This window comes from Rhizobium rhizogenes NBRC 13257, assembly GCF_000696095.1.
Taxonomy (GTDB): Bacteria; Pseudomonadota; Alphaproteobacteria; order Rhizobiales; family Rhizobiaceae; genus Rhizobium; species Rhizobium rhizogenes.
On record NZ_BAYX01000006.1, the window covers coordinates 40,793 to 65,184 of the forward strand.

The 24,392-nt window shown below is 58.3% G+C and carries 18 protein-coding genes and 1 pseudogene; 7 read left to right on the plus strand and 12 right to left on the minus strand.

Features of this window, described 5'->3' with window-relative positions; all coding sequences use genetic code 11:
* Positions 1-139: 139 nt before the first annotated feature.
* A complete protein-coding gene (locus tag RRH01S_RS14430) occupies positions 140-1,150 on the plus strand; it encodes a LacI family DNA-binding transcriptional regulator (protein WP_007694751.1) in 1,011 nt (336 codons plus the stop codon).
* 34 nt (positions 1,151-1,184) lie between these two features.
* On the opposite strand, the gene RRH01S_RS14435 is transcribed toward RRH01S_RS14430, so the two are convergent.
* The 6 genes from RRH01S_RS14435 to bcsN all read right to left on the minus strand — a co-directional run bounded on the left by RRH01S_RS14435 (position 1,185) and on the right by bcsN (position 11,991).
* Positions 1,185-2,921, minus strand: a complete 1,737-nt coding sequence (locus tag RRH01S_RS14435; protein ID WP_042472305.1) for a sensor domain-containing diguanylate cyclase — start codon at positions 2,919-2,921, stop codon at positions 1,185-1,187.
* Between the two features lie 150 nt (positions 2,922-3,071).
* Positions 3,072-5,321, minus strand: a complete 2,250-nt coding sequence (locus RRH01S_RS14440; RefSeq protein ID WP_174010757.1) for a tetratricopeptide repeat protein — start codon at positions 5,319-5,321, stop codon at positions 3,072-3,074.
* 50 nt (positions 5,322-5,371) lie between these two features.
* Entirely contained in the window at positions 5,372-6,421 is a 1,050-nt protein-coding gene (locus tag RRH01S_RS14445; protein ID WP_042472309.1) for a family 8 glycosyl hydrolase, read from the minus strand.
* Positions 6,418-8,751, minus strand: coding sequence for a cellulose biosynthesis cyclic di-GMP-binding regulatory protein BcsB (locus tag RRH01S_RS14450; RefSeq protein WP_042472311.1), 2,334 nt, complete (start codon positions 8,749-8,751; stop codon positions 6,418-6,420). Before RRH01S_RS14450 ends, RRH01S_RS14445 begins: the two co-directional genes overlap by 4 nt.
* Positions 8,748-10,940, minus strand: coding sequence for a UDP-forming cellulose synthase catalytic subunit (bcsA, locus tag RRH01S_RS14455; RefSeq protein ID WP_007694761.1), 2,193 nt, complete (start codon positions 10,938-10,940; stop codon positions 8,748-8,750). The genes RRH01S_RS14450 and bcsA overlap by 4 nt, the downstream gene beginning before the upstream one ends.
* A 61-nt stretch (positions 10,941-11,001) precedes the next feature.
* Entirely contained in the window at positions 11,002-11,991 is a 990-nt protein-coding gene (bcsN, locus tag RRH01S_RS14460; protein ID WP_015918143.1) for a cellulose biosynthesis protein BcsN, read from the minus strand.
* A gap of 234 nt (positions 11,992-12,225) precedes the next feature.
* On the opposite strand from bcsN, the pseudogene RRH01S_RS33465 reads away from it, so the two are divergent.
* Positions 12,226-12,348, plus strand: a pseudogene (locus tag RRH01S_RS33465) (Fic/DOC family N-terminal domain-containing protein); the annotation flags it as partial.
* Positions 12,349-12,482: 134 nt separating this feature from the next.
* Here RRH01S_RS33465 and RRH01S_RS14470 read toward each other — a convergent pair.
* Positions 12,483-12,965: an ankyrin repeat domain-containing protein gene (locus RRH01S_RS14470; RefSeq protein WP_042472316.1), complete on the minus strand. Its 483-nt coding sequence runs from the start codon at positions 12,963-12,965 to the stop codon at positions 12,483-12,485.
* A 42-nt stretch (positions 12,966-13,007) separates the two neighbouring features.
* On the opposite strand from RRH01S_RS14470, the gene RRH01S_RS14475 reads away from it, so the two are divergent.
* Positions 13,008-13,187, plus strand: a complete 180-nt coding sequence (locus RRH01S_RS14475; protein WP_041723653.1) for a hypothetical protein — start codon at positions 13,008-13,010, stop codon at positions 13,185-13,187.
* A 276-nt stretch (positions 13,188-13,463) separates the two neighbouring features.
* Here RRH01S_RS14475 and RRH01S_RS14480 read toward each other — a convergent pair whose 3' ends face one another.
* From RRH01S_RS14480 to RRH01S_RS14495, 4 genes are all read right to left on the minus strand, one after another.
* A complete protein-coding gene (locus RRH01S_RS14480; protein WP_034515697.1) occupies positions 13,464-14,264 on the minus strand; it encodes an inositol monophosphatase family protein in 801 nt (266 codons plus the stop codon).
* A gap of 28 nt (positions 14,265-14,292) precedes the next feature.
* Positions 14,293-15,357: an ABC transporter ATP-binding protein gene (locus RRH01S_RS14485; RefSeq protein ID WP_034515696.1), complete on the minus strand. Its 1,065-nt coding sequence runs from the start codon at positions 15,355-15,357 to the stop codon at positions 14,293-14,295.
* Entirely contained in the window at positions 15,354-17,579 is a 2,226-nt protein-coding gene (locus RRH01S_RS14490; RefSeq protein ID WP_034515694.1) for an ABC transporter permease, read from the minus strand. Before RRH01S_RS14490 ends, RRH01S_RS14485 begins: the two co-directional genes overlap by 4 nt.
* A gap of 91 nt (positions 17,580-17,670) precedes the next feature.
* A complete protein-coding gene (locus RRH01S_RS14495; RefSeq protein ID WP_042472320.1) occupies positions 17,671-18,699 on the minus strand; it encodes an ABC transporter substrate-binding protein in 1,029 nt (342 codons plus the stop codon).
* A gap of 184 nt (positions 18,700-18,883) precedes the next feature.
* Here RRH01S_RS14495 and RRH01S_RS14500 point away from each other — a divergent pair, with 184 nt between their 5' ends.
* Complete coding sequence (locus tag RRH01S_RS14500; RefSeq protein WP_034515690.1) at positions 18,884-19,891, plus strand: LacI family DNA-binding transcriptional regulator; 1,008 nt, start codon at positions 18,884-18,886, stop codon at positions 19,889-19,891.
* A 75-nt stretch (positions 19,892-19,966) separates the two neighbouring features.
* Positions 19,967-20,485 carry an NUDIX hydrolase gene (locus tag RRH01S_RS14505; RefSeq protein WP_034515688.1) on the plus strand — a complete coding sequence of 173 codons (519 nt, stop codon included), beginning with the start codon at positions 19,967-19,969 and terminating at the stop codon, positions 20,483-20,485.
* A 250-nt stretch (positions 20,486-20,735) separates the two neighbouring features.
* Here the strand turns inward: RRH01S_RS14505 and RRH01S_RS14510 are convergent, their stop codons facing one another.
* A complete protein-coding gene (locus tag RRH01S_RS14510; protein ID WP_042472322.1) occupies positions 20,736-21,872 on the minus strand; it encodes an NADH-dependent flavin oxidoreductase in 1,137 nt (378 codons plus the stop codon).
* Between the two features lie 116 nt (positions 21,873-21,988).
* On the opposite strand from RRH01S_RS14510, the gene RRH01S_RS14515 reads away from it, so the two are divergent.
* Both RRH01S_RS14515 and RRH01S_RS14520 read left to right on the plus strand, forming a co-directional pair.
* Complete coding sequence (locus RRH01S_RS14515) at positions 21,989-22,885, plus strand: LysR family transcriptional regulator (protein ID WP_015918136.1); 897 nt, start codon at positions 21,989-21,991, stop codon at positions 22,883-22,885.
* A 289-nt stretch (positions 22,886-23,174) separates the two neighbouring features.
* Positions 23,175-24,338: an aldo/keto reductase gene (locus RRH01S_RS14520; protein ID WP_174010759.1), complete on the plus strand. Its 1,164-nt coding sequence runs from the start codon at positions 23,175-23,177 to the stop codon at positions 24,336-24,338.
* Positions 24,339-24,392 lie beyond the last annotated feature (54 nt).

Sequence of the window (24,392 nt, forward strand, 5' to 3'; positions counted from 1 at the left end):
TGCTTTCACGCTATAAAACATCAGCGATCACATTTGAGTGCGCCCCTTTGACTAAGGCGATAGAGACCGTTAGCTGAAATCCGGATCAGTGCCTTTGGTTTGTCGTTGAAGGCGAAATGAGAGGACATCAATTTTTGCCATGCCAAAGGTCGGAATTCGGGACGTTGCCAAGCTCGCAGGTGTTTCCACCGGGACCGTCTCAAGGGTTTTGAATGATCATCCTTCGGTCACGAAGGAATCGAGGGAGCGGGTCCGAGGGATCATAAAGGAACTCGGCTATACACCCGACCCGTCCGCAAGAAGCATGCGCAGCAAGGTCAGCCGTCTGATCGGCATCGTCATTCCGGATTTGACAAATCCCTTCTTCGCGGAACTCGTTCAATCCGCCGAGCAGGCGGCAGCAAATCACGGTTACAACATCATCGTCATGACGTCCTTTGATCAGGCGACGAAGGAAGTGAACCGGATTGGGCAGCTGACGAGCCGAAAGGTGGATGGCATTATTCTCGTTCCCAGCAACGATTTTCATACGATAACGCCGCCAAAGGGAGTGCCGATCGTCGTTGTCGACCGCCTCATGCCGGGATATTCCGGGATCGCCGCCGACCACCGCAATGGTGCCAGGCTTGGCGTCGAATATCTTCTGAAACTCGGGCATCGACGCATTGGCTTCATCTCCGGTCCCAAGCAGTCGGTTCCCGCCAATGATCGCCTGAGGGGCTATCTGGATGCGATGGAGCATGTTGAGGGTAGCAGACAGAGCGCAGGATCGCCCCTGATTGCCGAGGCGGCTTTTGACTATGAGAGCGGTCGCTCCGCCGGGAACTATCTCCTGGCGCGTGCCCGCAATGAGCGTCCGACAGCCATATTTACGAGCTCGGATCAGCAAGCGATCGGCTGCATGAGGGCAGCGCATGATCTCGGCATCCCGATACCCGCGGCCCTTTCCATCGTGGGCTTTGACGGCATCCCGCTTTCAAGCATGACGACGCCGCGCCTGACAACGGTAAAGCAGCCGATTCAAAAGATCGCCGCGGCGGCGGTGGCGGCTTTGTTGGATAAGCAACCGGCACCCAGCGCTGATAGCCCGGTCCTGTTCGCTTGCGAGCTTTCGGAGGGCGAAACAACCTCCGCCCCTCAACCCGACTAGGTTCTGTCGCAAACTTTCCGTTTTGCCGCGCCGATCAGATAGTCGTTCCGGACAGCGTGCTGCAGGCGACCCTGTTGCGGCCATTTTCTTTGGCGCGATAAAGCGCGCGGTCGGCATTGTGCAGAAGCGTTGCAGGCTCGGTGACCGCCCCTTCAGTCAATGCCGCGGCGCCTACGCTGATGGTGGCTACCTGGTTCGGGCTAACCCTGTGTTCGATTGCAAGCTCGAGCACGGCCTGCCGAATCTGTTCGGCGATCGCCGCGGCTGCCGGCTCGTCCGTATCTGGCAGCAGTGCGGCAAATTCCTCTCCGCCATAACGTGCGGCAACATCGCCAGGCCTACTGACTATTTTTTGGATTGTCCCGCCAATTCTCTTTAGGCATTCGTCGCCGGCCGGATGGCCATAGCAATCATTGAAAGCCTTGAACCAATCGACGTCGATCATCAGTAGTCCGAGGCTCGTCTTGTCCTGGCAGGCCCGACCAGCTTCGCGCAAGAGCGCGTTATCGAAAAATCGTCGGTTGGCCAAGCCGGTCAATCCATCCTGTTCAGCAAGCGCTTGCAGACGCCGATTGGCGTCCTGCAACTCGTCCTCGATAGCCTTTCGCGCCGAAACGTCTCTCAGCGTTCCGATGATGCCCGTCGGTTTTCCTGTCTTCGGGTCCTTCAGCGTCTTTAGCTGTGCCTCGACCCAAATCCAGTGTCCGTCGCGGTGGCGAAAACGATTGATGACCGACCGGCGCTCCACGCTACCGTTCAGCAATGCTTGAAAAGCAAGAATTATTTGCGGGCGCTCGTCCGGATGGGCCAAGTTCATGGGCTTGTTCCCTATCAACTCCTCCGGCTCGTAACCCAAAATTTCGCGACAAGCTGGCGAAACATAACGGCGCACCAAATCGCGATCGAGTTGAAACACCATGTCGGAACCGTGATCCGCCAACAGACGATAGCGTGCCTCGCTCTCCTTGAGACGCTGCTCTGCTGCCACGCGGTCATCAATATCGCGAGCGACCGAATGAATAGCCACGACGTGTCCGTCGGCGTCGGTGAGCGCTCTGTTTCTCCAAGCCATCCAGCGGGTTTGGCCGTTTGGCAGAATGACCTGGTTTTCGTCTTCTACACTATGATCGACGCTGCATACGTACCGAAGATGTGCAGCTACTGCGGCGCGGCTGTCTTCCGGCACGAAATCGAAGAGACTTCTGCCGATCATTTCATCCGGCTGCAGCCCATAGTGACGCGCGTAGGCATGATTGACGAATCGCAGCACGCCTTCAGGGCTGGCAAGGGAGATCAGCTCTGATTGGTCTTCCACCAGGCCTCTATAGCGCGTCTCGCTGGCAGCCAATTGCCGTTCGACGGTCTTAAGCGCGGTCACATCCGTGACGACGGCCAGAGAGACGCCACCGATTTCAGGAGAGCTGTCGTCCAGCACGGCTGACAACAGGACGTCGATGATCCGTCCGTTCTTGCACACCATCTGATATTCCGCATCATCGATGTGGCCGGTTTCGAAGAAGGCCGGCAAGACTTCATTGATCGCGTGAGCGCGGGATTCGGGCGTCAGAAAATCCGAAGATGGCCTGCCAATCACCTCTTCGCGGGTATAGCCAAGTTTGGCGAGCCAGGCATCGCTGACCGATATCAGCCGGCCGTCCTTGTTGATCGAATGGAGCATGGCGGGGGTGACTTTGGTGCGATGTTCGAGTTCCGCCCATAGTCTGATGACATTGCTGTCGGTTTCTACGTGTTTTGGCGAGGCGTGGGTCACTCGGGAAACCTACCTTAAAGCACGTCATCGTACTTGCGATTCGTTATAATACGGTTGCCATATTCTGACATCGTGGCAAGTCCATGAATGCTGCCTTATCGAAATCTCGTCGCGGGGCTCCCTGCCGCCGTCGATCGCAGCCAGCCCCGATCATTCGCCATGATTTGGATGGAGAGCAAGCCGTAAATCGGTAAGACCGCGATTCCCGTCCTTGCTGCCGGTCGCGGCCACGGCGGTGAATATGCGCTCGGCATCGTCGTACATCTTGAGATTGAGATAACAATAACCGCGAAGCACCATCAAATCCAACCGCTCCTGCTGGAGTTGCGCGCGTTGATCAAGATAGATCAGGGTCTCCTGATAGCGCTTGGCGGTGAATGCGGAAAGCGCGCGGTTGGCCAGGATCGCCACTTGCAGCTCGGCGGCGCGCTGATGGCTGAGAGGTGCCTTGGTTGCGGCAACGGCTGCATTATTGGTGAGCCCGGCACGCAGATAGGCAAGACTTTGCCCGTAAGCGGCATCCTCCCGCATTTTGCCGGCCGGAGCATTCATCGCCGTTTCGAAGGCTGTAATCGCTTCCATTGGCCGGTTGAGATCCATCAGGCACCAGCCGCGCGATAGAGCATCCCCCGGCGTGAGAAGCTGGGAATTGATCGTCGTAGAGCAGCCGCGAGGCTGGCGCGCGTTGCGCCGTACCGGCGGCGTTCGCCTTTCCGATTGACCATATTCAATTCGTGGAGAAGAGCCTCCGCCTGCGATCACGTCGGTCTCGGATTTTGCGGGCGGTGTGGCAAGGGCCGGTGGCGAGGCCGCGGCCGTTTGCGGTGCCGTTTGGTTTGGCGAAGGCAGTGGTGCGGAGCCGACAGGAACTTGAGGCTTGACCTCGTTGAGCCTGGCAATGCGCTCGGATCGTCCCGCCCAAAGTCTTTGGACCTCCGCCACGCCTTGCCGGTCGTTCAGCTGATTGCGGGTAACGGCCAGCCCATAGGCCGACGGTTCGTCATCAGGCTTCCAGTTGAGTGCCGTCTCAAACCAGCGTAGCGCGGTTTGCGGCTGGTTCAGAGAGCGTGCAAACCAGCCGAACTGCTGTGCAGTCGGCACGTATTTCTGCGCGATGACTTCTGTGGCGATACGGCTAAGCACATTTTCGCCAAGAGCGGCCGGCGGCTGCAACGCCATCAGATTGGCTGTCGCCGCGAGGTAGGTCGCCGTCGCGTCCTTGGAGACACCGCGCCATTTATACATGACGTCTTCTGCCTCTTGGGGCTTGCCGTCGGCAATCAGGACCAGCGCAAAGCCTTGCGATGCTGTTGCCGAGTCTCCTTTGTCATGCGCGATCCGGAACCATTTTTCCGCGTCGCCATAGTTCTGGCGGCGTAGATAGTACCAGCCGAGAAGAACGGCATCGGAAGCAAGGCCCTGGCTTTGGCCGACGCGTTCGACCTCCGTCAGATAATTCGGCGCGACGTCCAGCTTCGGATCGTCGTTGCCCTCGGCGACAAACCGTCGCGCGAGGTCGGTGCGGATGCTGTCGAATTCACGCCCGTTATTGCCGTCCGGCTTCTCAAGCGCCAGGATATCCTGCATGGGCTGGTAGGGCAGCAGGGCCGCGGCCTTCTGCACCGTCGCAAGCCTCTCTTGAGGGGCGACACAATTCTTCAGAATATAGGCATAGGTGTCCTGGCCGCGGTTGGCCCGATCCGTTCGGATAAAGGCTTCCGCGACGCGCCATAGAATATCGATGTCGCTGCAGGTGAGCAGGCTTGGCGTGCTGGCGCCAATCTCGACGACGGTCGCATATTGCTTGAGATCGGAGGCATTGATCAGGCGGGTGCGGGCTTCGGCGACATCCAGGCGCTCCAGCAGATCCGAAGGCGGCTGCCATCCGGATTCCGCTGCCTGCCTATCCGTGATCGCCTTGCGCAGCTCGGCATAGCGGCCTTCGGAATAAAGCTGCCACATGGCTTCAAGTTGCTTGTCGCTATTCTGCGGTATGGCCAGTGGATCGGTGGGCGGCACCCAGTTCGGATAAAGCGCCTGAAGTCGGGATATCTCGGCTTGAAGCCGCGCCTTGTCGCCACGACCGGCGAAATAGCGCAGCGCACTTTCGTCGACCTTCGGTGCCGCGGCGGGTTGCGGCGCGCCTGACTGGGGAGCGGTCTGGGCGACGGCGGCAGGCATATCGGTGGTGGTTTGGATCGCTGTCGGTGCATTGGGCAGGACCGCGGAAGGCGCGCTTGCCTGGATGCGATCGGCAATAGTTCCCATCTCGCCGGCTGATGCATCGAACGCCATATCGGCTTGCTTGATGCGTGAGGTTGGCCCCGACGGTATGTCGGAATGATGCACCGCTGATACTCGGAGCTTGTCCTCCATCGTCTCACGGTCTCTCATCGTCATGACAACTGCTGTTGCCGCGACTGCCAAGGAAACCGTAATCAGAGAGGATTTTATAAACACTCCGGATGCTTCTCCTCGATGAAAGCCAGGCCCAGCAATTGTAGGGTCGACGGGTAATAGAGGGACGGTGCGAATTGGCGAACCGACGCGGGTAATTTCGTCCCACTCGTCACACACGCCACAACATCGTTAACAATTCGATAACCGGGCTCCGTCAGCGGCTGCTTCGATCTGCCAGTCGCAAGGTCGATTATGGCCGGGGCATCGCCGTCGCCGGTTATGCCCGCTTGCAATCGTGTCAGCAGCGCCTTGTCCGTTATACCCGCGCGCACGAGATAAAGCGGGATGCGGATGGCATTGTAACCGAATTCTGCGTCAAAACCTTCCGCCGGGCTTGGCTTGGCATGCAGGCTCACCCAGTCCGCCGGCAGCTTTCGTGGTCCGAACTGCATTGACCGCAGTAGCGAGAGACCGTCGTCCTTCAGCTTTTGCCAATTGTCGGAAGGCGCCAGGACCGCCATGACGGGGAGCGCCTCATAAACCCAGTATGACGGGTTGATCACCGGGCCGTCGTCACGATCGGTGGCTCCAAAGCCTTCGGCGCCAGGAAGGAGGACAGTCCGGCCCCCGAGCTGGACGACGGCATGGGAAAGCAGCGCCTGCGCCATATGCGATGCCTCGCTCAGATAATCCTTTTTGCTCCAGGCCGATCCCGCCAGCGCCAATGCATAGGCGATCAGTATGTCACCGTCGGACGCATTGTTGGTGTCAGCGATGTGAGGTGTCGTCGCAGGGTCCCATTTCCAAGCCGCAAGACCATCGTCGCGCAGGAGCAGCTCCGTTCGCGTGAAATACCAGATCTGTTCGAAGTCGGCCGGACTGTTTGAAAGGTAGGCGAGCAACAGGCCGTAGCCTTGCCCTTCGCTATGGCTGATGTTGCCGTTTCCATTGTCGACAATCCGGCCACTTGCGTCGAGGAATTTTGCTTTGTAGGCCTCCCAGGCCTGTGGATCGATTGCGGCATGTTGAGCCGCAAGCGGTTCGCTCATCGCCAAGAAAACGATGCTGCTTAAAGCGGCCATGATGCGCCAGCGCTTCATCCGCGCCTGCCGATCTTTGCGAGAATGCCCGCCGTCGTTATGCCGATCAGCAATGAGGACGCAATCAGCAGCAGCGCATAGGACAGGATATTGCTGGAAAGCCAGTTCGCGGCGATCAGACGATAGTTGGTAAACGACCAGGGTTGCGTCGTCACAAAATCGAAACGGCTTACGGGCACGGTATCGATCTTTCCGGTCTTGGCGGAATAAACGGTAACATGACCGGCAATCTGCGACCATTCGCCCAGCGAGGTGATGGCGTTGGCGCCTGCGCGCAGATCCTTTGCCGAGGGCGCCGCCACGATCGTCCATGTGGAGTTTGCCGTCGCGCCTTCCCCCTGGGCAATCATGAAGCTGTTGAGATTCGAAGGTGTGAAGATCTGCTCGGCCCCTGGAATGAACTGCAGCGAGCTCCAGGAGATGTCGAAATTGCGATGCATCCAGTCCTGGAACGACTGGAGCTGCAGCTGCAACAGGCCGCCTCCAATTCGCGAACGCCATTCGTCGACGGTGGCAGCACTCTCCTGCTGGGCCACTTGTCCGGGCAGGGGAGGACGCCAGGATGCCTGGCTCGCTGCCGCGATGTTCATTTGCGATAATGTCGTGACCGGTATTTGCGAGATGGGACCGATAAAGATCGCGTTGCGGTCCCCGGCGCTGCCCGGTGATGCGATAAGGTCGACCGCGATTGGATGTCCCGCGACGATTGCCATCTGGCCCAACAGCGTTGCCGTTGCGGACAGGGTATCGGTGTCGGTTCGGTCGATGAACAATGCGGTGGAGGTACTGCTGCGGCCATAGGGATAACCCGTGCCGGCGAAAGCCGCGAGATTCGGACGCTGGGCGACCCTGGCGAAATCCGGAATCTGAAACGTACTTGTGTCGAACAGCGCGAAACGCGCTGTTTTGTCTGCCGTCGTGCCGGGCGTGCAGACGTCGTCGTCATTGGTCAGCAGCATGGCTTCCAATGTTACCGTGTTGAGGCCAGGCTTGAAGTGACGCATCGTCACGCGAATGGGCAGCTTCCGGAAAATACCGCCGCCAGGCGAGGTAATCGGCTTGGTCGTGGCAATGCTGCCGTTGACATAGACATCGATATGACTGCCGGGTCGCACATTCTTGGCATAGGCTGCATCGAGATAGATAGTAGCCTCTCCGTAAGCATTGGCATAGAAGTCCGCCGGGATCGCCACATTGAAACTCGTATGGAAACGGCGACCTGAAAATTCCGTCGTCTCTATGCCCAATTGCGAGAATGAAAGGTTCGTGTCCGACAAGATCAACGGCGCATCCGGAGCAGACCATCGCTGGGTCACCAGCAAGTCGCGGCGGATGCCTGGATCCCGGTCGGTCGGTGACACGACGATATCGATCGCAGCCGCGACCGACTGCCACGACGGCCCGCTGATGAGAAGGACTGTCGAACCGGTGCGTGGATCCCGCACGAAGGTTGCAAGGGCCGCATTTTGCGCGGCGGCGGGCGTTGGAAATAACGGTTGCAGTTCGGCGGGCGTACCGACGACGACAGTCATCTTTCCGGGGCCTGGCGGCGGCAATGAATCCGTGCTGAAGGAGAAGGTCTCATTCGGCATTCCGCTGAGTACCGAAAGACCTTGTGCCAGCCTGAGCAGGGGCTTTGTGGTGCCGGGCTGGGCCAACGCCGGTACCACAAGATTGAATTCCGTCTTGCCAGCGCCATCGACGCCGATGGCGCGGATGGCGTCCGTGCCCGACAGCTTTTGCGAATTCTCTTCGGTAAAACTCAAATAGGTCCTGGCGGGATCGATATCGGACCAGAGTTCATAGGTCGATTGAATATTGCAGTCGGTGCGATGACGCTGCGTCGCTTCGAACGACACCAGGTTGGCTCCCGGTTGCAACAGACCGCGTGGAACGTCGAAGCTGACCGTCGACGGATTGTCCGATGATCCGATTTGCTGCTGGCCGATCGGGCGGTTGTTGAGAAAGATTGTCAGTTGTGACGCTTCGGGCGCGACGACCACAGCATTTTGATAGGCGAAATTGAATTTAGCCGCCGCCGCCGCCTGTTCGGGGGTAAGATAGATCGACCATGACTTTCGATCATATTCGCCTTCCAGCCGAAATTTTGCGAAGGGTACGACATATCGCTGGAAACTGCTGTTGGCGGTTGTCGCAGCTGCCGTACTAAGCGCGGGTGTGTTTTGCGCCGGCGCCGGCAGGACTGCCTGCGGCACGGTCGGCGCCGATGTTTGCGGCCGCTCTCGCGACATGTCGAAAGGCAGGGTCTGCGCGGAAGCGAGCGTGGCGGCACCAATCACCAAAATGACAGCTGAAAGGATCGCTTTCATCTGTTACCTGCCTTTGCCTTTTGTTGCTCTGCCTCGCGCTCCGGACGCATGCTGCGGAAGAAATAAAGCAGGCCGCGGCTCGTCTGGTAGAGCGACAATCCCAGGAACCAGATCGTCCCGCGGATAATGCCGGGATTGCGGCGGCGGCCCTTTTGGAATTGCGTCCATTGATCGGAATTTGCAAATACCAGATCCGCGATCAAACGGTGATCTGATGCGCCTTTGGGCACATACTGGCAACCGATCGTCGTGATGTCGCCGGACGGATGGATATTGCGCACCACGACCGGCAACGTTTGCACCTCGCCACCGCCATAGGGGTGGAAGCGGAGTGTCGCCTCCGCACTGACAACCAACGCATCAAGCTCCTTGTTGAATACATTCAGCCGCGCACCATGGACTGAAACGTCCTCGATTGAGGCGGAATGCCACTTGCCGTTGACGCCAAGTTCGCTGCGACGGTCGACCCTGATGCGACGGGAGGAGGATCGTTCGCCACGTTCCGACACAACGCCCAATGCGCAACCGGCCAGGATCAGGTTGATGAGGTTCCAGGCACCGACGACAAGTGTCACATCGGCCTTATAGGGCTCGGCATAGATGCGATATATCGTGATCGCAAGCGCGATGACCTGTACCGCAAAAATGACGAAGAAGGGACGGCTGATCTCGGAAAGGCGGCTGACCGCAATCGATTCATCCTTGGCCGTGACCTTGAAGGTGGGTTTTCGCGGATTGAAGATGACGGAGATGACGGCAGGCAGCAAATGCACCATCTGCACATATTCGTAGAGTTCTGAAATCCACGGCCAGCGGAAGGATCCGTAGAGATAGTTCTGCATCATCAGGTTCACGAGCATGTAGGCAAGTGTGTAGGCGAGGAATTCGCTGCCAGACGCGGTAAAGATCTCCAGATCGAAGAACAGGTAGCAGAGAGGGGCAAACAGAAAGATGGCGCGTGGAAAGGGGAAAAGCCAGAACAGCGTCGAGGACATGTAGCAAAGACGCTGCGGCAGGGTGAGGCCTCGCTTCAGCAGCGGGAAGCGAAAACGCAGGATTTGCATCATGCCTTGCGCCCAGCGACTGCGCTGGCCGATGAAGCTTGCGAAAGTCGCGGGTTGCAAACCGGCAATGAGCGGCTTGTCGACATAGATGCTGTTCCAGCCGGCGCCATGCAGCGCAAGTGCGGTCTCGCAATCCTCGGTGATGCTGATGCCGCTGAAGCCGCTTTGGGACTCAAGCGCCTTGCGGCTCAACACCGCCGCTGAACCGCAAAAGAAGGCCGCATTCCATTTGTCCAGGCCGCGCTGAATGATGCCGTAAAACATCTCATTCTCGCTCGGCATGTTGTCGAAGGTTCGCAGATTGCGCTCAAGCGGGTCCGGATTGATGAAGAAATGCGGCGTCTGGACGAGAAAGAGCTTCGGGTCGTCTTCAAAATAACCGACGGTTTCGAGCAGAAAATCGCGAGCCGGCGCGTGGTCGGCGTCGAAGACGGCAATCAGGTCGCCGTTCGAATGCTGAAGGCCGTTGTTGAGGTTTCCGGCCTTGGCATGCTCGTTGCGCTCGCGCGTCAGATATTTGACATCGAGCTCCTGGCAAAGCTGCTGGAGCTCGTTATGACGCGCAATTGCCGCCTGCGATTCCAGGACCTTGGTGGAGTTGCGTTTCTGTAATGTGCCGCCATCGTCGAGCAACCAGACTGTGAGCTTGTCGGCCGGATAGTCCATCGCCTTGGCGGACGCCAATGTATTGGCCAGAAGGTTGATGTCTTCATTGTAGGACGGGACGAAAACGTCGACGGAAGGAAACTGCTGTACCCTTGCTGCGCGGGCGGGGCGTGAAGGTAGGGGCGTTGCAACGATGAACAAGCTGAGCATCAGCATCGCCACGTTGTACATTTCCGCAAGATAAAGCAGCAGGCCGGGGATGAAGTTTTCGGGCTGGTTGACCGGCGGCAGGGTGCTGGTCGTGCGCCAATAGACATAGCGGAGCACGATCGAAGTGCCTAAGGCGAGCGCAACCAGCCGCCAGGTGCCCTGGCGCTTCAGGACTTTGATCACGGCCATGAAGGTGACGGCAAAGACGCTGGCAATCAGTTGGGTTTGCAGGTTGACCGGCAATGTGATCAGCACGATGCCGCATAGGGAAACGGCAGCCCATATCAAGATGCTTCGTGCTGTCTGCATCGGTGTTCCTTCAAAAGGTATTCGCCGAACGCCATCCTGGCGCTCCAAATGATTAAAAAATCTATTTCATACAGGCAGCGTTGGCCACTGCACCGATACAATCCGGTGAGGGTACGATCGTGCTATAGGTTTGTGTCGCTGCTGGCTGAGCTTGTCCTGTTGTCGTTGTCGGCATTGGGACCGCGTTCGCCTGGCCCTGGCCGTATTGTTCCCCCGGGAATGGCACTCGTGGCCCAATTGCCTGCGGGAGGGTCGCGGCTGGTAAGGCTGGCGGTGAGGCGACGACCTGGCGGCGCACGACCACGGTACGCACAGCAGGAGGGGCGGCTTCATAACCGATCGGCGTCGCGTTGCTGCGATAGCCGCTTGTGTCCGGATAGACGGGATCTCCGGGGCGAACAAGCACCGCGTCGGCTCCGCGCACCGTTCCGTATGGATTGAGTGCTTCGTTCACAAATCCCCCGGCAATTGTATAGCCATAGACTGTACTCAGAAGCTGACGCTCGCTTGCGTGGGCGTCGCATAGTCGGACCCGAACCTGAACCATGCTGAAGTTTTGCAATTGTGCTTGCGTGGAGTGACCGGCCCGAATTTGCTGCCAGGCGTAGAGGCAGGTATCGCCAGCGCGGCTTTGACCGGAAGCATAACCGAACGGACCATAGGTATTCTGCACAAAGGTCGCCGAGCGGGCGAGCCTGACGCCCGGTGTCGCCGCCGCCAGTTCGCGCGCTATCGCATTTTCGCTGACAGCTTTGTAAGGCGTGCTGCCCAGCCCAGGGCTGCCTCCGGATACGCCAAGGAACTGTATTTTCAGAAAATTCTGGCCGACCACCGACGAGGACGTGGCAAGCGAAATCGTCTGCTCCACATCGTCCTTGTGCTTCCGCTCGATCACATTGACGATGGCGGGACCGCCTGGCGGCGGAAATGCCAGCGCTTTTTCGTTAGCAACCGTTTCCGGACCCGTCGATTGCCGTACGCCGCCCGTCGTTGTGCAACTGGTCGCCAGACCGGCCAACGTCAGCAGCGCTATTATTTTGAATAGGTGCATCTTTGTAATCGCGGTCGTCGTCTATCGTCATATTGGCGGGAAAGTTACCCGATGGATTTGAACAGGGCCTTCATCAGAATTGAGATAAGCGCTATTATGGTTAACCATTGGTTAATGGATCGGAAATCCCAGAAATCTAGGCATAAGAGGGGGACTCCGTTGTAGGGAATGACAGTGGATGCGGGACGGAGTTGCTGTTTAATTTCGCATGCTTTTCGCCCAAACAGGATCACGATGCTGCTCCCTCCCCAGAAGCTTTTTCTTTACATGCATGTCAGCAAGGAAGCTGTTCTATCGTCGCCGATCGAAGGAACACAATCGGCGTTCTCTGAGCTCCTTCGTTTTGAGACGAAAGCGCAGACAGCATCCGCAACCGCATAGAAAACTAGGCATGGAAGTCCGTTATGCAAGAGCAGCGGGCGATTTCGTGGATGATTCGTAGGGGGCGTTGCCTGGGGCTAGCCTCGCTTTCGAGTCAGAGTTTACGGTATTTATATACCGTCATATGTTTTGCCGGTAATCTCTTTGTAGACATCCAGCAATATCCGACCTTGGCTGTTCTTTACGCTTTTATCAGTGCCGTGGGCGATCAGTATTTTCGCCATCTCAATCGTTGCGCCTTGATCTTTACTGGCGAGGGCAAAGGCAAATGGGGTTGCGCCCTCAGCGTCTTTGGCATTCGTATCGGAACCAGCTTCTATCAGTCTCTGCAGGATTTCCACGAAACCATACAGTGCAGCGGCATGAAGTGCCGTCAAACCTTTTGGACCACGGCTATCCACGTCTGCCTGCTGACCAATCAGGAAGTTTATCATATCAAGATCGCGTGTAACCGCCGCGCGTAGGATGATTGGACTTCCGTCTCTCCTATCTGCGGAGTTTGGGCTGGAACCTGCGAGAATAAGCTTCTTTATCGTGTCAAAATCTTCGACGACGAAAGCGTCCTGCATTTCATCACCGATGTCGTTGCTCATGCGGACGCTTTCTCTGATAATGCGTTAGATGCCATCCGCCAGTTGCTGGAACAGGCCCGCAACGACCTGCGGATTGATGATCTTGCGTTCGTCGATCGTATATTCCTTGCGCAGTGTCCGGATCTTCAGCTTGCGATAATCATCGCCATTGTCGGTACCGTCGATGAAATGAAAATCCGCAATGGTCGTCAGCGGCTAGGATCGGCGTCCGATGTGGATTGATGTCCTGTCCAGCGCCAGCTTTCGGCCAAATGTGACGCGCTTGCTGGAGAAACGTAAGACGCCATTTTCATAACCTGTCAGCAGAGACCATCGGTCAGTTATCTTTGGTTGTAGGCGTTTTTTCATGCGGTCGAGCAACTTGTCAATCGACGTGAATTTTCCTCCATGATTCTACTGCTGAAGGAACGCCCGCCTGCCTTTGCGTTTGCAGTTGGCATTGAGCAGCCGGAACGTCTGAGAAAGCCGCTCCTTAAAACCACCGCGGAATGATAGTTTTCATAGACCGGCAATCCGGCGCAGATCATCGATCGCGCCGGGTGCTGCGGCCAGGACGACCGACCCCTTGGTCAATCTTTCGCCTTCGGTCGGGAAGGGGTGATACCAGCCGCCGGCCTCCTTGACGAGGCAGTATCCGGCCATGCAATCCCAGGCGTGCATATAGGGCTCGTAGTAGCCGACGAGACGGCCGGCGGCGACATAGGCCAGCATCAGGGCGCCGGAACCGTTGCGGATGAAATTGCCGCCCGCTTCCAGCAAGTTTTCGACCATTTTACCTACAAAAGCCGGGGTGACGTAGTTGTTGGCGCCAATGCCTGTTACAGCGTTGCGAATGTTGCGAGCGGCGTCCAGCGTGAGCGTCTTGCCGTTCAGGGTCGCGCCCATGCTAAGTGCGGCGGCATAGAGTTCATTGTGGCACGGCGCGGAGATGACGCCGATGACGGGGACACCGTCATGCAGCAATGCGATGGAAACGCACCAGTTCGGCATGCCATTGACGAAGGGACTTGTCCCATCGATGGGATCGATGACCCAGGTAAAGCCGGACGTACCGGTCTCCAACCCATATTCCTCGCCCAGGATGCCGTCATTCGGATAGGTCTCGTGAAACCGGTTGCGAATGAGGTTTTCGACATCCCGGTCGGCGATCGACACCACATCCTGCAGGTCACGCTTGGTTTCGATGATCAGCGTTTCGCGGCGGTTGAAATAATCGATCGCCAGCGCTCCCGCTTCACGTCCAACCTCTTTTGCCCGCGCAAGACGCGCTTCCAGGCCGGCGACAACATGCTCTGTCATGCAAGTTCCTCTTTAGAAATGGCAGCTTTCAACCGCCGATGATGGCGATCCCGCGATCCTTGAAGCGGATTGCAACGTCGGTCGAAGGCTCAAACGGTGTCTCCACCGCGGGATCGACAACGAAGAGCGTGCCGCTGTTGATTTTGACTTCATATTCCACATGGTCGCCGAGATAGGCGGCATGGGTGATCCGGCCGTTAAACGAGCTTTCCGGTGCGTAGGGAGCCAGGGTTACGGCATTGGGGCGGATCGCCAGTTGCGCCGGCCCCATGCGCAGATTGCGGCCGGGCACGCGATGCTCCAGGCCCTCGATATTGATGGTGGCGCGGCCGTCTTCTATGCCGATGATGTCGCAGGGCACGACATTGGCTTCACCCATGAAGTCCGCGATGAAGGCGGATGCCGGCGTGTCATACAGTTCCCGCGGCGTACCTTGCTGGGCAATCTTGCCTTCCTTCATGATGATGATGCGATCGGAAACGGCGAGAGCCTCGTCCTGATCATGGGTAACGTAGACCGCGGTGAAGCCGAGGCGTTGCTGCAACTCGCGGATCTCGGTGCGGACGCGCCGGCGCAGGCGGGCGTCAAGGTTGGAGAGCGGCTCGTCGAGAAGCAGCACCTGCGGTTCCAGCACAAGCGCGCGAGCGACCGCGACGCGCTGCTGCTGGCCGCCGGATAGCTCGGCGGGAAGGCGCTGCCCCATTCCGGCCAGGCCCACGAGCTTGAGCCCGTCTTCAGCCCGCTCGCGGGCCTCCTTGCGTTTGATCCCGGAGGATTCCAGCCCGTAGGCGACATTGTCCAACGCCGTCATATGCGGAAAGAGCGCGTAGGACTGAAAGACCATCGACACATCGCGCTCGTTGGCCGGCAACATCGTCACATCCTTGCCGCCGATCAGGATGCGGCCGGCGGAGGGATGTTCGAGCCCTGCGAGCATGCGTAGCGTCGTCGTCTTGCCGCAACCCGAAGGACCGAGCAGCGTCACGAGAGTACCCGGCTCGATGGTCAGGGATAGGTCCGGTATGGCGGTGAATGCCCCGAAAGTCTTGGCGACGTTCTCAAAGACGACGGAACCGGGGGAGTTCATGTTCATGCGGTTTTCTCCTGACGGATAGGTGCGGACGATGTGGTCGCGACGCGGTTCTCGCGCCGCAGACGCCGTTCGCCGACCAGAAGCTGGAAGCTTGCGATAATGACGATCATCACGACGATGAGCGCGGAGGAGTAGGCGATGGCAACGCCGTATTCGCCGTTTTCGACAAGGCCCACGATATAGGCGGTCGACATGTTGTATTGCGCGCTGACCAGGAAGATGACCGCGCTGATCGAGGTAATCGCGCGCACGAATGAATAGACCAGCGCAGCGGTGATCGCCGGCCGCAACAGCGGCAGGATCACCTTCCGGATCGTCCGGAAGCTGTCCGCGCCAAGCGTCAGCGACGCTTCATCCAGGCTTTTGTCGAGTTGGCTCATGGCCGCGACGCCACCGCGCACGCCGACGGGCATGTTCCGGAACACGAAGCAGGCAACCAGGATCAGCGCCGTTCCCGTCATCTCCAGCGGCGGCAGGTTGAAGGCCATGATGTAGCTGATGCCGATGACGGTGCCGGGGATGGCAAAGCTCATCATCAGCGCGAATTCGAAGAGATTGCGGCCGACGAATTTCTGGCGGACGATCAGATAGGCGGTGAGCAGGCCGACGGCTGCCGTCAGCGGCGCGGAAATCAAGGCGATTTCCATCGTCGTCCAGAAGGAATTCCAGGCAACGCCCGTCCAGGCAAGACCGCCGTCATCGCGCCAGCCGATCGAGAACGCCTTGACGTAGTGCTGGATCGTCAAGCTGTTATCCAGACCCCAGGTCCGCACGAACCCGCCAAAGAGGATCATCGTATAGACGATGATGGTGAAGAGCATCCAGGGGATGACGATCGCATGGACCGCGATGGAGAGGCCGCGAGGCAGGGCGATATGGGCACCGGAATCGCCCTTGCCGGTGACTGTTGCGAAGCTCTTGCCCGCCAGCCAGAAGCGTTGGGCGATGAAGGCCGACATGGTGAAGAACAGCAGGATCATGGCCAGGACGGCTGCCCGCGACGGATCGTTCTGCGAGCCGACGACAGCGAAGAATATCTCCGTCGACAGCACGCCATGGCTGCCACCGAGAACCATGGGATTGCCGAAGTCGGCCATGCTTTCGATGAAGGCGATCAGGAAGGCGTTTGCGAGGCCGGGCTTCATCAAGGGCAGGGAGACGCGCCAGAACGTGCGCCAGCGATCGGCCCTGAGCGTTTGCGATGCCTCCTCCATGGACGGGCTGACACCTTCGACGACGCCGATCAGGACAAGGAAGGAGATCGGAGTGAAGGACAGGACCTGGGCGATCCAGATGCCGGTCAGGCCGTAGAGCCAACGGCCAGGCTCCGTTCCAAAGACAGAGGCGAGGGTTTGCGTGACGACACCGGCACGCCCGAAAAGCAGGGTAAGGGCAAGGCCAACAACGAAGGGCGGCGTGATGATGGGAAGGATCGTCAGGAGCCGAAGCCCCTTCTTGAACGGAAAACGGGTCCGCGTCGCGACCAGCGCAAAGCAAAGACCCAGCAGGGTCGCGCCGCTGGCCGTCATGATCGCGAGCCAGAGCGTACGCCAGGCGACGCCGCAGCGGTCGCCGACGACGAGACAACTTAAGCTCCAGACCGAGGGATCCTGGATGTTGGTAATGAAGCCATCCGGGTTGAACGATCCATCGAAAGCCTGGAAGGCGCCGACGAACATGCTGCCGACCGGGTAGAAAACGAAGATCGCGACCAGGATGATCAGCATGGCAATCGCGCTGACGACGAAGGCATCGCCCTTCATGACGCCGCGTTCGGCAAGGCCAAAAGAGAGCAGCAGGACGAAGACGATGCCGGTGAGGACAGCGCCCGCGCCCATCGGCGGCTGCCCATCCGCAAGGGCGCCGAACAGCGTTTCACTGATCGTCCAGCTCCAGCCGGAGGTGACGATTGCAAGGCCCTGCAGCGTCAGAAAGAAAATACCGAGGCCCCCCGCCCAGGCAAGCAGCGCACCGCGGTGCATCGGATTGGACAGGAAGCGCGCGACGCCGCCAAGCAGAAGCAGCACAACGGCTGCTGCGAGCCACCACCGACCGTGCTGGACGATTTCCAATAGTCCGGGTGCTGTGGAGGGGTCGCCCGGAAAACTGGAAAGCCAGCCAAAGCCGAAGAAGCCGCCTTCTATCCGATACCATGGGAGTAGTATCAGGGCGGCTATGCCGAGGAGAAGCACGATATCCAGCGGGCGATTGCTTTTGGTCATGGTTGGATTCCGCGTCCCGTTCTCTATCCGTTGGAATTGACGCCGGCCGGAGGAGTTTCGCTCCGGCCGCGCAAATGGTCGAAACAGGGCGTCAATTCGCCTTTGCGGCGATTTCCTTGTCCCAACGTCCAAGAAGAGCCTTGCGAACCGTGGGGTCGCCATACTTCTTGAAGTCGTAATCGATGAGCTTGATGTCCTCGAACTTCGGCGCCTCCTTCGGAATTGCCGCCGATTTGTTCGATGGCAGCTGGTAGGACTTTGCGTCCTTCATGTGCGACTGCGCATCGGCGCTGAGCGCCCAGTCGTACCATTTCTTGGCGTTCTCAAGGTTTCTGGCACCCTTGATGATCGACATCGAGCCGATCTCGTAGCCGGTGCCTTCGCAAGGTGCGACAGCCTTGATCGGGAAGCCCTCGACCGTCTGTGCGACGGCGTCGTGCATGAAGACGACGCCGATCGTCGCTTCACCGCGCGCGGCTGCCTTAACAGGTGCCGAGCCCGACTTGGTGTATTGCGAGATGTTGGCGTTGAGTTTTGCCAGATAATCGAAGGCCTTGTCTTCGCCCATGATCTGCACCAGCGTTGCCAGCGTATTATAGGACGTGCCCGAGGAGTTCGGATTGGCGATCTGGATCTCGCCCTTGTAGGAGGGGTCGAGCAGGTCGGCCCAGCACTTCGGCTCCTTCAGGCCCTTCTTCTGCAAGATCGCGGTATTGTAGCCCCAGCCGAGTGCGCCGGCGTAGACGCCGACTGTCCGGTAATTCGCACTTTCGGCCTGCTTCTTCGCCCAGTCCTGAAGCTGGTCGAAGAGTGGCGATTTATACTCCTGGGTCAGGCCTTCGGTCGCGGCCTGCAGGTGAGGGTCGCCCGTACCGGCCCACCAGATATCTGTCTTCGGATTGCGCGCCTCGGCGCGGATCTTCGCATAGGTCTCGCCTGCCGAGAGGCGGACCATGTTGACCTTGATGTCGGACTGTTTCTCGAACAATCCCTTCATCAGATCGCAGACCTCGGGATCAGCAGAGCAGATGACGTTGAGATCGCCTGCGGCATGAGCGGAATAGGCAGCAAAAGATACCCCCGCGGCAAGCAGTGCCGCGGCCAATTTAACCGATCGCATAATGTCCTCCTGGTGACGACGGCGCCTCCACGCCATCCGCTTTTGCAAGCGTGTGCAAATGCTGCACGAGCTAGTTATCCGTGTCAACCACTAATGTCATAAAACTGTCACATATGATGACTCACAAAACTTGCACGCGATTGCAAATCGTGCACAATTGCGATCGATATGTTGAGGACAGCTTGTGTCGGATAAGGTCTTTGTAAGCGCCGATGAGGTCGCCAGGAAAGCGGGCGTTTCGCGCTCGGCCGTCTCCCGTACCTTTACTCCGGGGGCGAGTGTTTCGGAAAAGACCCGGCAGAAGGTGATGGAGGCCGCCGAAGAGCTCGGCTATCACGTCAACCAACTTGCACGCGGTTTGATGCGCAATGAAAGCGGTATCGTCTGTCTCATCGTTTCAGATGTCGCTACGCCCTATCGCTCCGCCCTCCTGCGCGAATTGACGCTACAGTTGCAGGCCGCCGGCAAGGTTGCCATGCTCGTCAATACTGACCGTTCCGATGGCGGTGTCGATCGCGCACTGCATCAGGCCATACGGTATCGGGCCGATGCCTCGATTATCCTGTCCGGCCTGCCGGACAAATCCATCACTCAGCTTTGTTTGCGCAATGGTCAGCGGTTGGTTCTGATCAACCGCGACGATGATCAGCCGGGGCCGCTGCGCATCAATCTCGATGACCATGAGGCGGCAGGACGCGTGGTGACGGCCTTTGTCCGCGCCGGCTGCACCCGGCTTGCATTTGCCAATTCCGAAGCGGGTACGCCCAGTTTGATGGCCCGGGAGACGGGCTTCATAGCGGCGGCCAAAGCACATGGTCTTGATGTGATCGTAGAGCGCCATGGTTGGACGGGATATGAGGCCGGGAAGGTCGTCGCACAGCGGATGCTGACCAGGAAGGAAAGACCCGACGCGGTATTTTGCGCGACCGATCTGCTCGCATGCGGGTTCATGGACGCAGCGCGCCACCAGTTTTCTCTGTCGATCCCGGATCAGCTTTGTATCGTCGGCTTCGACGACATCGAGCAGGCATCGTGGACGTCATACCATCTGACGACATTTGCGCAGCCGGTCGACACGATCGCGCGTGAAGCCGTCACATGGCTCGTGGACGGACGAAAGGATGCGCCCGATGGCCAATCGTTGAAACTGCATGCTGATTTGGTCTGGCGTGGCTCGGTGCGGGGAGGATGAGCCTTGCCTGTGGATACAGGGCGTATTGTTGCCGCGCGGGATGACGAAACCGCATAATCGGTGTCATGGGAACCAATGTCTGGGAAGAAGAGCAGAACATATCTGGGGCAATTGGCGAGCGAGGCCGCGAAGCTTTTCAGCGGGCGAACGATCGAGCAATATGCCGCGCTCTGCTATCGGAGACAGCCTTCAGGCGATAGCATCGAAGTCCTGCTGATTACGTCACGCGACAGCGGCAGATGGGTCATCCCCAAAGGATGGCCGATGGACAAAAAGCTTGCGCATCAGGTTGCCGAGCGGGAGGCCTGGGAGGAAGCAGGCATCAAGGGAAAGGCGAAGAAGAAGCCTTTTGGTTACTATACCTATCTCAAGCTGTTGGATTCCGGCGAAAGGATACCATCGCTTGTGCAGGTCCATCTTCTTGAAGTCTCGGGGGTCTATGCTGAATTTCCGGAAAAGGACCAGCGATCAATCGCTTGGTATCGGCCATATGAGGCGGCAGCTCTTGTGCGGGAGCCGGAACTCAAAAGCCTTTTGCGCATGATGGAGGATGGATTTCATAAATCCCTTCAAGCGCACAAGAAGATTTGCTGACATCGGCGACCTTTTTACTGAAACTCCCATGGCGTCGACAGCTGAACTACATTGCAGAGCAGTGGCTTATGCGATGATGTCTGAAATCGAATGCGAGTTCGATTTTTTTCAAGAGCGACAATGGTATCTCTAGCAGGCTTCAAAAGGGCTTCCCAATCTCGTCGCTAATCCGAGTCTGATTATTGAGATAAGTGGGACTTTGGGGTTGCGCCCCGTCGGGTGTGTGGAACTGGCGCCTCGCTTCGCAAGTTTAAGGTCGGATTTCGAACCAGCCTCTCGTGGCACGAATAATGTTCCAGAGCTTGCCTGGAAGTACAATCGCCGAAGCCATGGATGGGCTCAACGCAACAGCGATTTCATGATCTCGTTCGCTTTGCGCCAGCTCAACCCATTCCGGATTCATCACCAGCCCCTGTCCGACGGCGATCAGGGAGAGACCTAACTCCAGGGCTCTTTGGGCCTGTTCAGGTGCTCTGACTTGGCCTGCGGCGATGACGGGTATACGGCCGGCGACGCGCTCGACGATAAGCTCAGCGATGGGACTGCCGTCGGCATCGCCGATGGGTTTGGTATGAAGCACGCTCGATAGCGACACATGCATGTAGTCCACGCCGGCCACGACGAGACGATCAATGAGTTCGTAGGTATCACCGATCCGAAGGCCGCCTTCGTCAGCTTCTTCGGGCGAAATCCTGTATCCCAGCAAGAACGGCCGCTGTGCATGCAGGTCGATGATCCGCTTTACCTCCCGGACGACCGCGAGTGGGAAGCGCATGCGGTTCTCCAATGAGCTGCCCCATTCGTCGTCCCGCTGGTTGAACAGCGGCGAGAAGAAGTTCTGGATCAGAAACCCGTGTGCTCCATGCAATTCGACGCCATCGAAGCCTGCCTCGATTGCACGACGCGTGGCTTCGCCAAAAGCGATTATGACGTCGAGAATTTCATTGTGGCTTAAAGCCCGCGGTGTGTTGTCACCATTGTTGAATGCACCCTGGGCAGCCTTCAGGGCGCTCGCGCTGACGATCTCGCCATTCGGAACGAGTTCCGGTACGGCTTTGTTGCCGGCATGGAAGATCTGGAGGATGGCCGGCGCACCGCCGCTCTTGGCCGCCTCTGCCAGACGGCGCAGGCTGGGCGTGAAGCTATCGCTGTGGGATGCGAACTCGCCCGTAAAGCCGATGCCATTCGGCAGGACATGGGTGCAGCCGGTAATCACAAGGCCGACGCCTTTTGCCCTGCGGCGATAATAGGCGACCTCTTCGTCAGAGACGGTTCCGTCCTCATTACCAGACCATGTCGTCATGGGTGCCATGGCAATCCGGTTGCGAAGGGTAATGCTATTGACGAAAGCGAACTCTTCGAAAAGTTTCGCATGTGTCTTGCTCATGATCTCGATGTCCTCTTGCCGCTCTAACAGCGCATGGTGCTGAGCAATAAATAGTGGAGGACAGGTGTGCTGATTAGGCGCTATAATCTGCATAAACTTAGAAATAGGATTTATGAATGAGAAAAGGTGATTTCAGCGAGTTGGCGGCATTCATAACCGTCGTGGAAGAGGGAAGTTTCACTCGCGCGGCCGCGAAGCTTGGCCTCTCTCAGTCCGCACTGAGCTACGCTGTTCGAATGCTCGAGCGACGTCTGGATGTGCGTTTGATTTCGCGGACGACGCGCAGCCTGTCGATGACAGAGGCCGGGGAGCGCCTATTTAACAACCTGCGTCCTGCATTCGATCATATCGACAGCGAAATCGCAGCGCTCACCGCCCTGCGCGATAAACCCGCAGGCACGATTCGCATCACCACCTTTCGGCATGCCGCCCGAATGGTACTCTGGCCCGCGCTGCTGAAGCTTGCGCCTGAGTATCCTGACATCGTCGTTGAGATCAGTGTTGATGAAGGGCTCACCGATATCGTCGCCGGCCGATTTGACGCTGGCATTCGCCTTGGTGAACAGGTCGAGAAGGACATGGTATCGGTGCGGGTGAGCCCTGAGGTTCGAATGGCGGTCGTCGGATCGCCCTCTTATTTTACCAATCGAAAACGCCCGGAAACGCCACGGGACCTGAACAACCACTCTTGCGTAAGCTATCGGCAGAGCCGGGGAGGTGGTCTCTATGCTTGGGAGTTCGAGCGCGACGGTGTCGAGCTGGAGGCGCGTGTTAGCGGATCGCTCATTCTCAACGACAACGAGATGCTGGAAAATGCGGCCCTTGACGGACTTGGACTGGTCTACGTCTTCGAAAGTCAGGTTTCCCAACATATTGCCGAGGGACGGTTGATCCGCGTTCTGGAAGATTGGTGCCCGCCATTTCCGGGCTATCACCTCTACTATCCAAGCCGGCGACAACATACGCCAGCCTTCTCGCTCCTGGTGGAGGCACTCCGTTACAGGGGGCCGTAACCAGCCGATTTGCGTCGCGCATATGCTGGTGCGGACGACTGCCTCCACGATATCAGACGCTCCGGACCGCCGCTCAGCGCCAGTATTTATCAATCTCATTTCTAGCCCCATGCAGAAAATAGGGGCTAATCGCGCATTGCCGCCCTCCTTATCTCCCCTCACGGGGACGGACGTCAAAACCATTGTGCCGGTGAAGTGATCTAACTCGCTTGAGCGCAAGATGAACTGACACGGATCGTCCTCCTTAGATGAAACGACGGCTTCGCCGCCAAATTTCAGGAGACGACTTATGGACAAAAACAAGCAAGGGGTGGCTTCGAATGCTGGGGAGCACCTGGGCCTCGGTCGCCGCGATTTTTTGATCAACGCCGCGCTCGCCGGGGCGGTATTACCCGTCGCATCGTCGGCCTGGGCCGCCTCGCCGGATCAGTCCCAGATCTCTACCTTCCAGGCAGGACAAGGCCAGATGAAAACGCGCAAACTCGGAACGCTGGAAGTCTCGAAATTGGGAGCCGGATGCATGAGCATCAGTGCCAACTATGGCCCACCCGCCGATAGAGCCCAGGGTATCAACACTATTCGCGCCGCTCACCAAAACGGTGTCACATTCTTTGATACCGCTGAAGTCTATGGGCCCTATACGAGCGAAGAGCTCGTCGGAGAAGCGTTGGCACCCATTCGCGATCAAGTGAAGATCGCAACCAAATTCGGCTTTGCAATCGATGGCACGATCGGACTGAACAGCCGGCCCGAACGGATCAAGCAGGTGGCAGAGGCCTCACTCAAACGGCTGAAGACCGATCGCATCGACCTATTCTACCAACACCGCGTCGACCCGAACGTGCCGATCGAAGATGTGGCCGGCGCGATCAAGGATATGATCCAGGAAGGCAAGGTTCTGCACTTCGGTCTGTCGGAGCCGAGCGCCAGGACAATTCGCAAGGCACATGCGGTCCAGCCTGTGTCGGCGGTCCAGACCGAATACTCCGTGATGGAAAGAAGCCCGGAACACAACGGCGTTCTCGCCGCATGCGAGGAGCTAGGCATCGGCTTCGTCCCTTGGGGTCCCGTTGGAATGGGCTATCTCACAGGGAAAATGGACGGGAACACAAGGTTAGATGCGAAAACCGATCTCCGAACGACATTCGATCGTTTCAGTCCTGACAATCTGGCGGCCAATATGCCGTTCGTCGAGTTGTTGAAGCAGTTCGCCGAAAAGAAAGGTGCAACACCCTCGCAGATCGCGCTCGCCTGGCTACTGGCGCAGAAGCCTTTCATCGTTCCTATCCCCGGCACGCGCAACATCGATCATCTGAATGAGAACCTGGGCGCGCTTCGGGTTGAGTTGACGCCGGAAGACCTCCGCGAGTTCGGAACGGCTCTCTCGGCACTCACAGTGCACGGGGCACGCATGAACGAAATGCAAATGGGACTGGTTGACCAAACAACCTAGGCGTCCAGCCGATTGTCGCCCTGCCGGATGTCCGCGATGGGCCTGGCAAGGCGT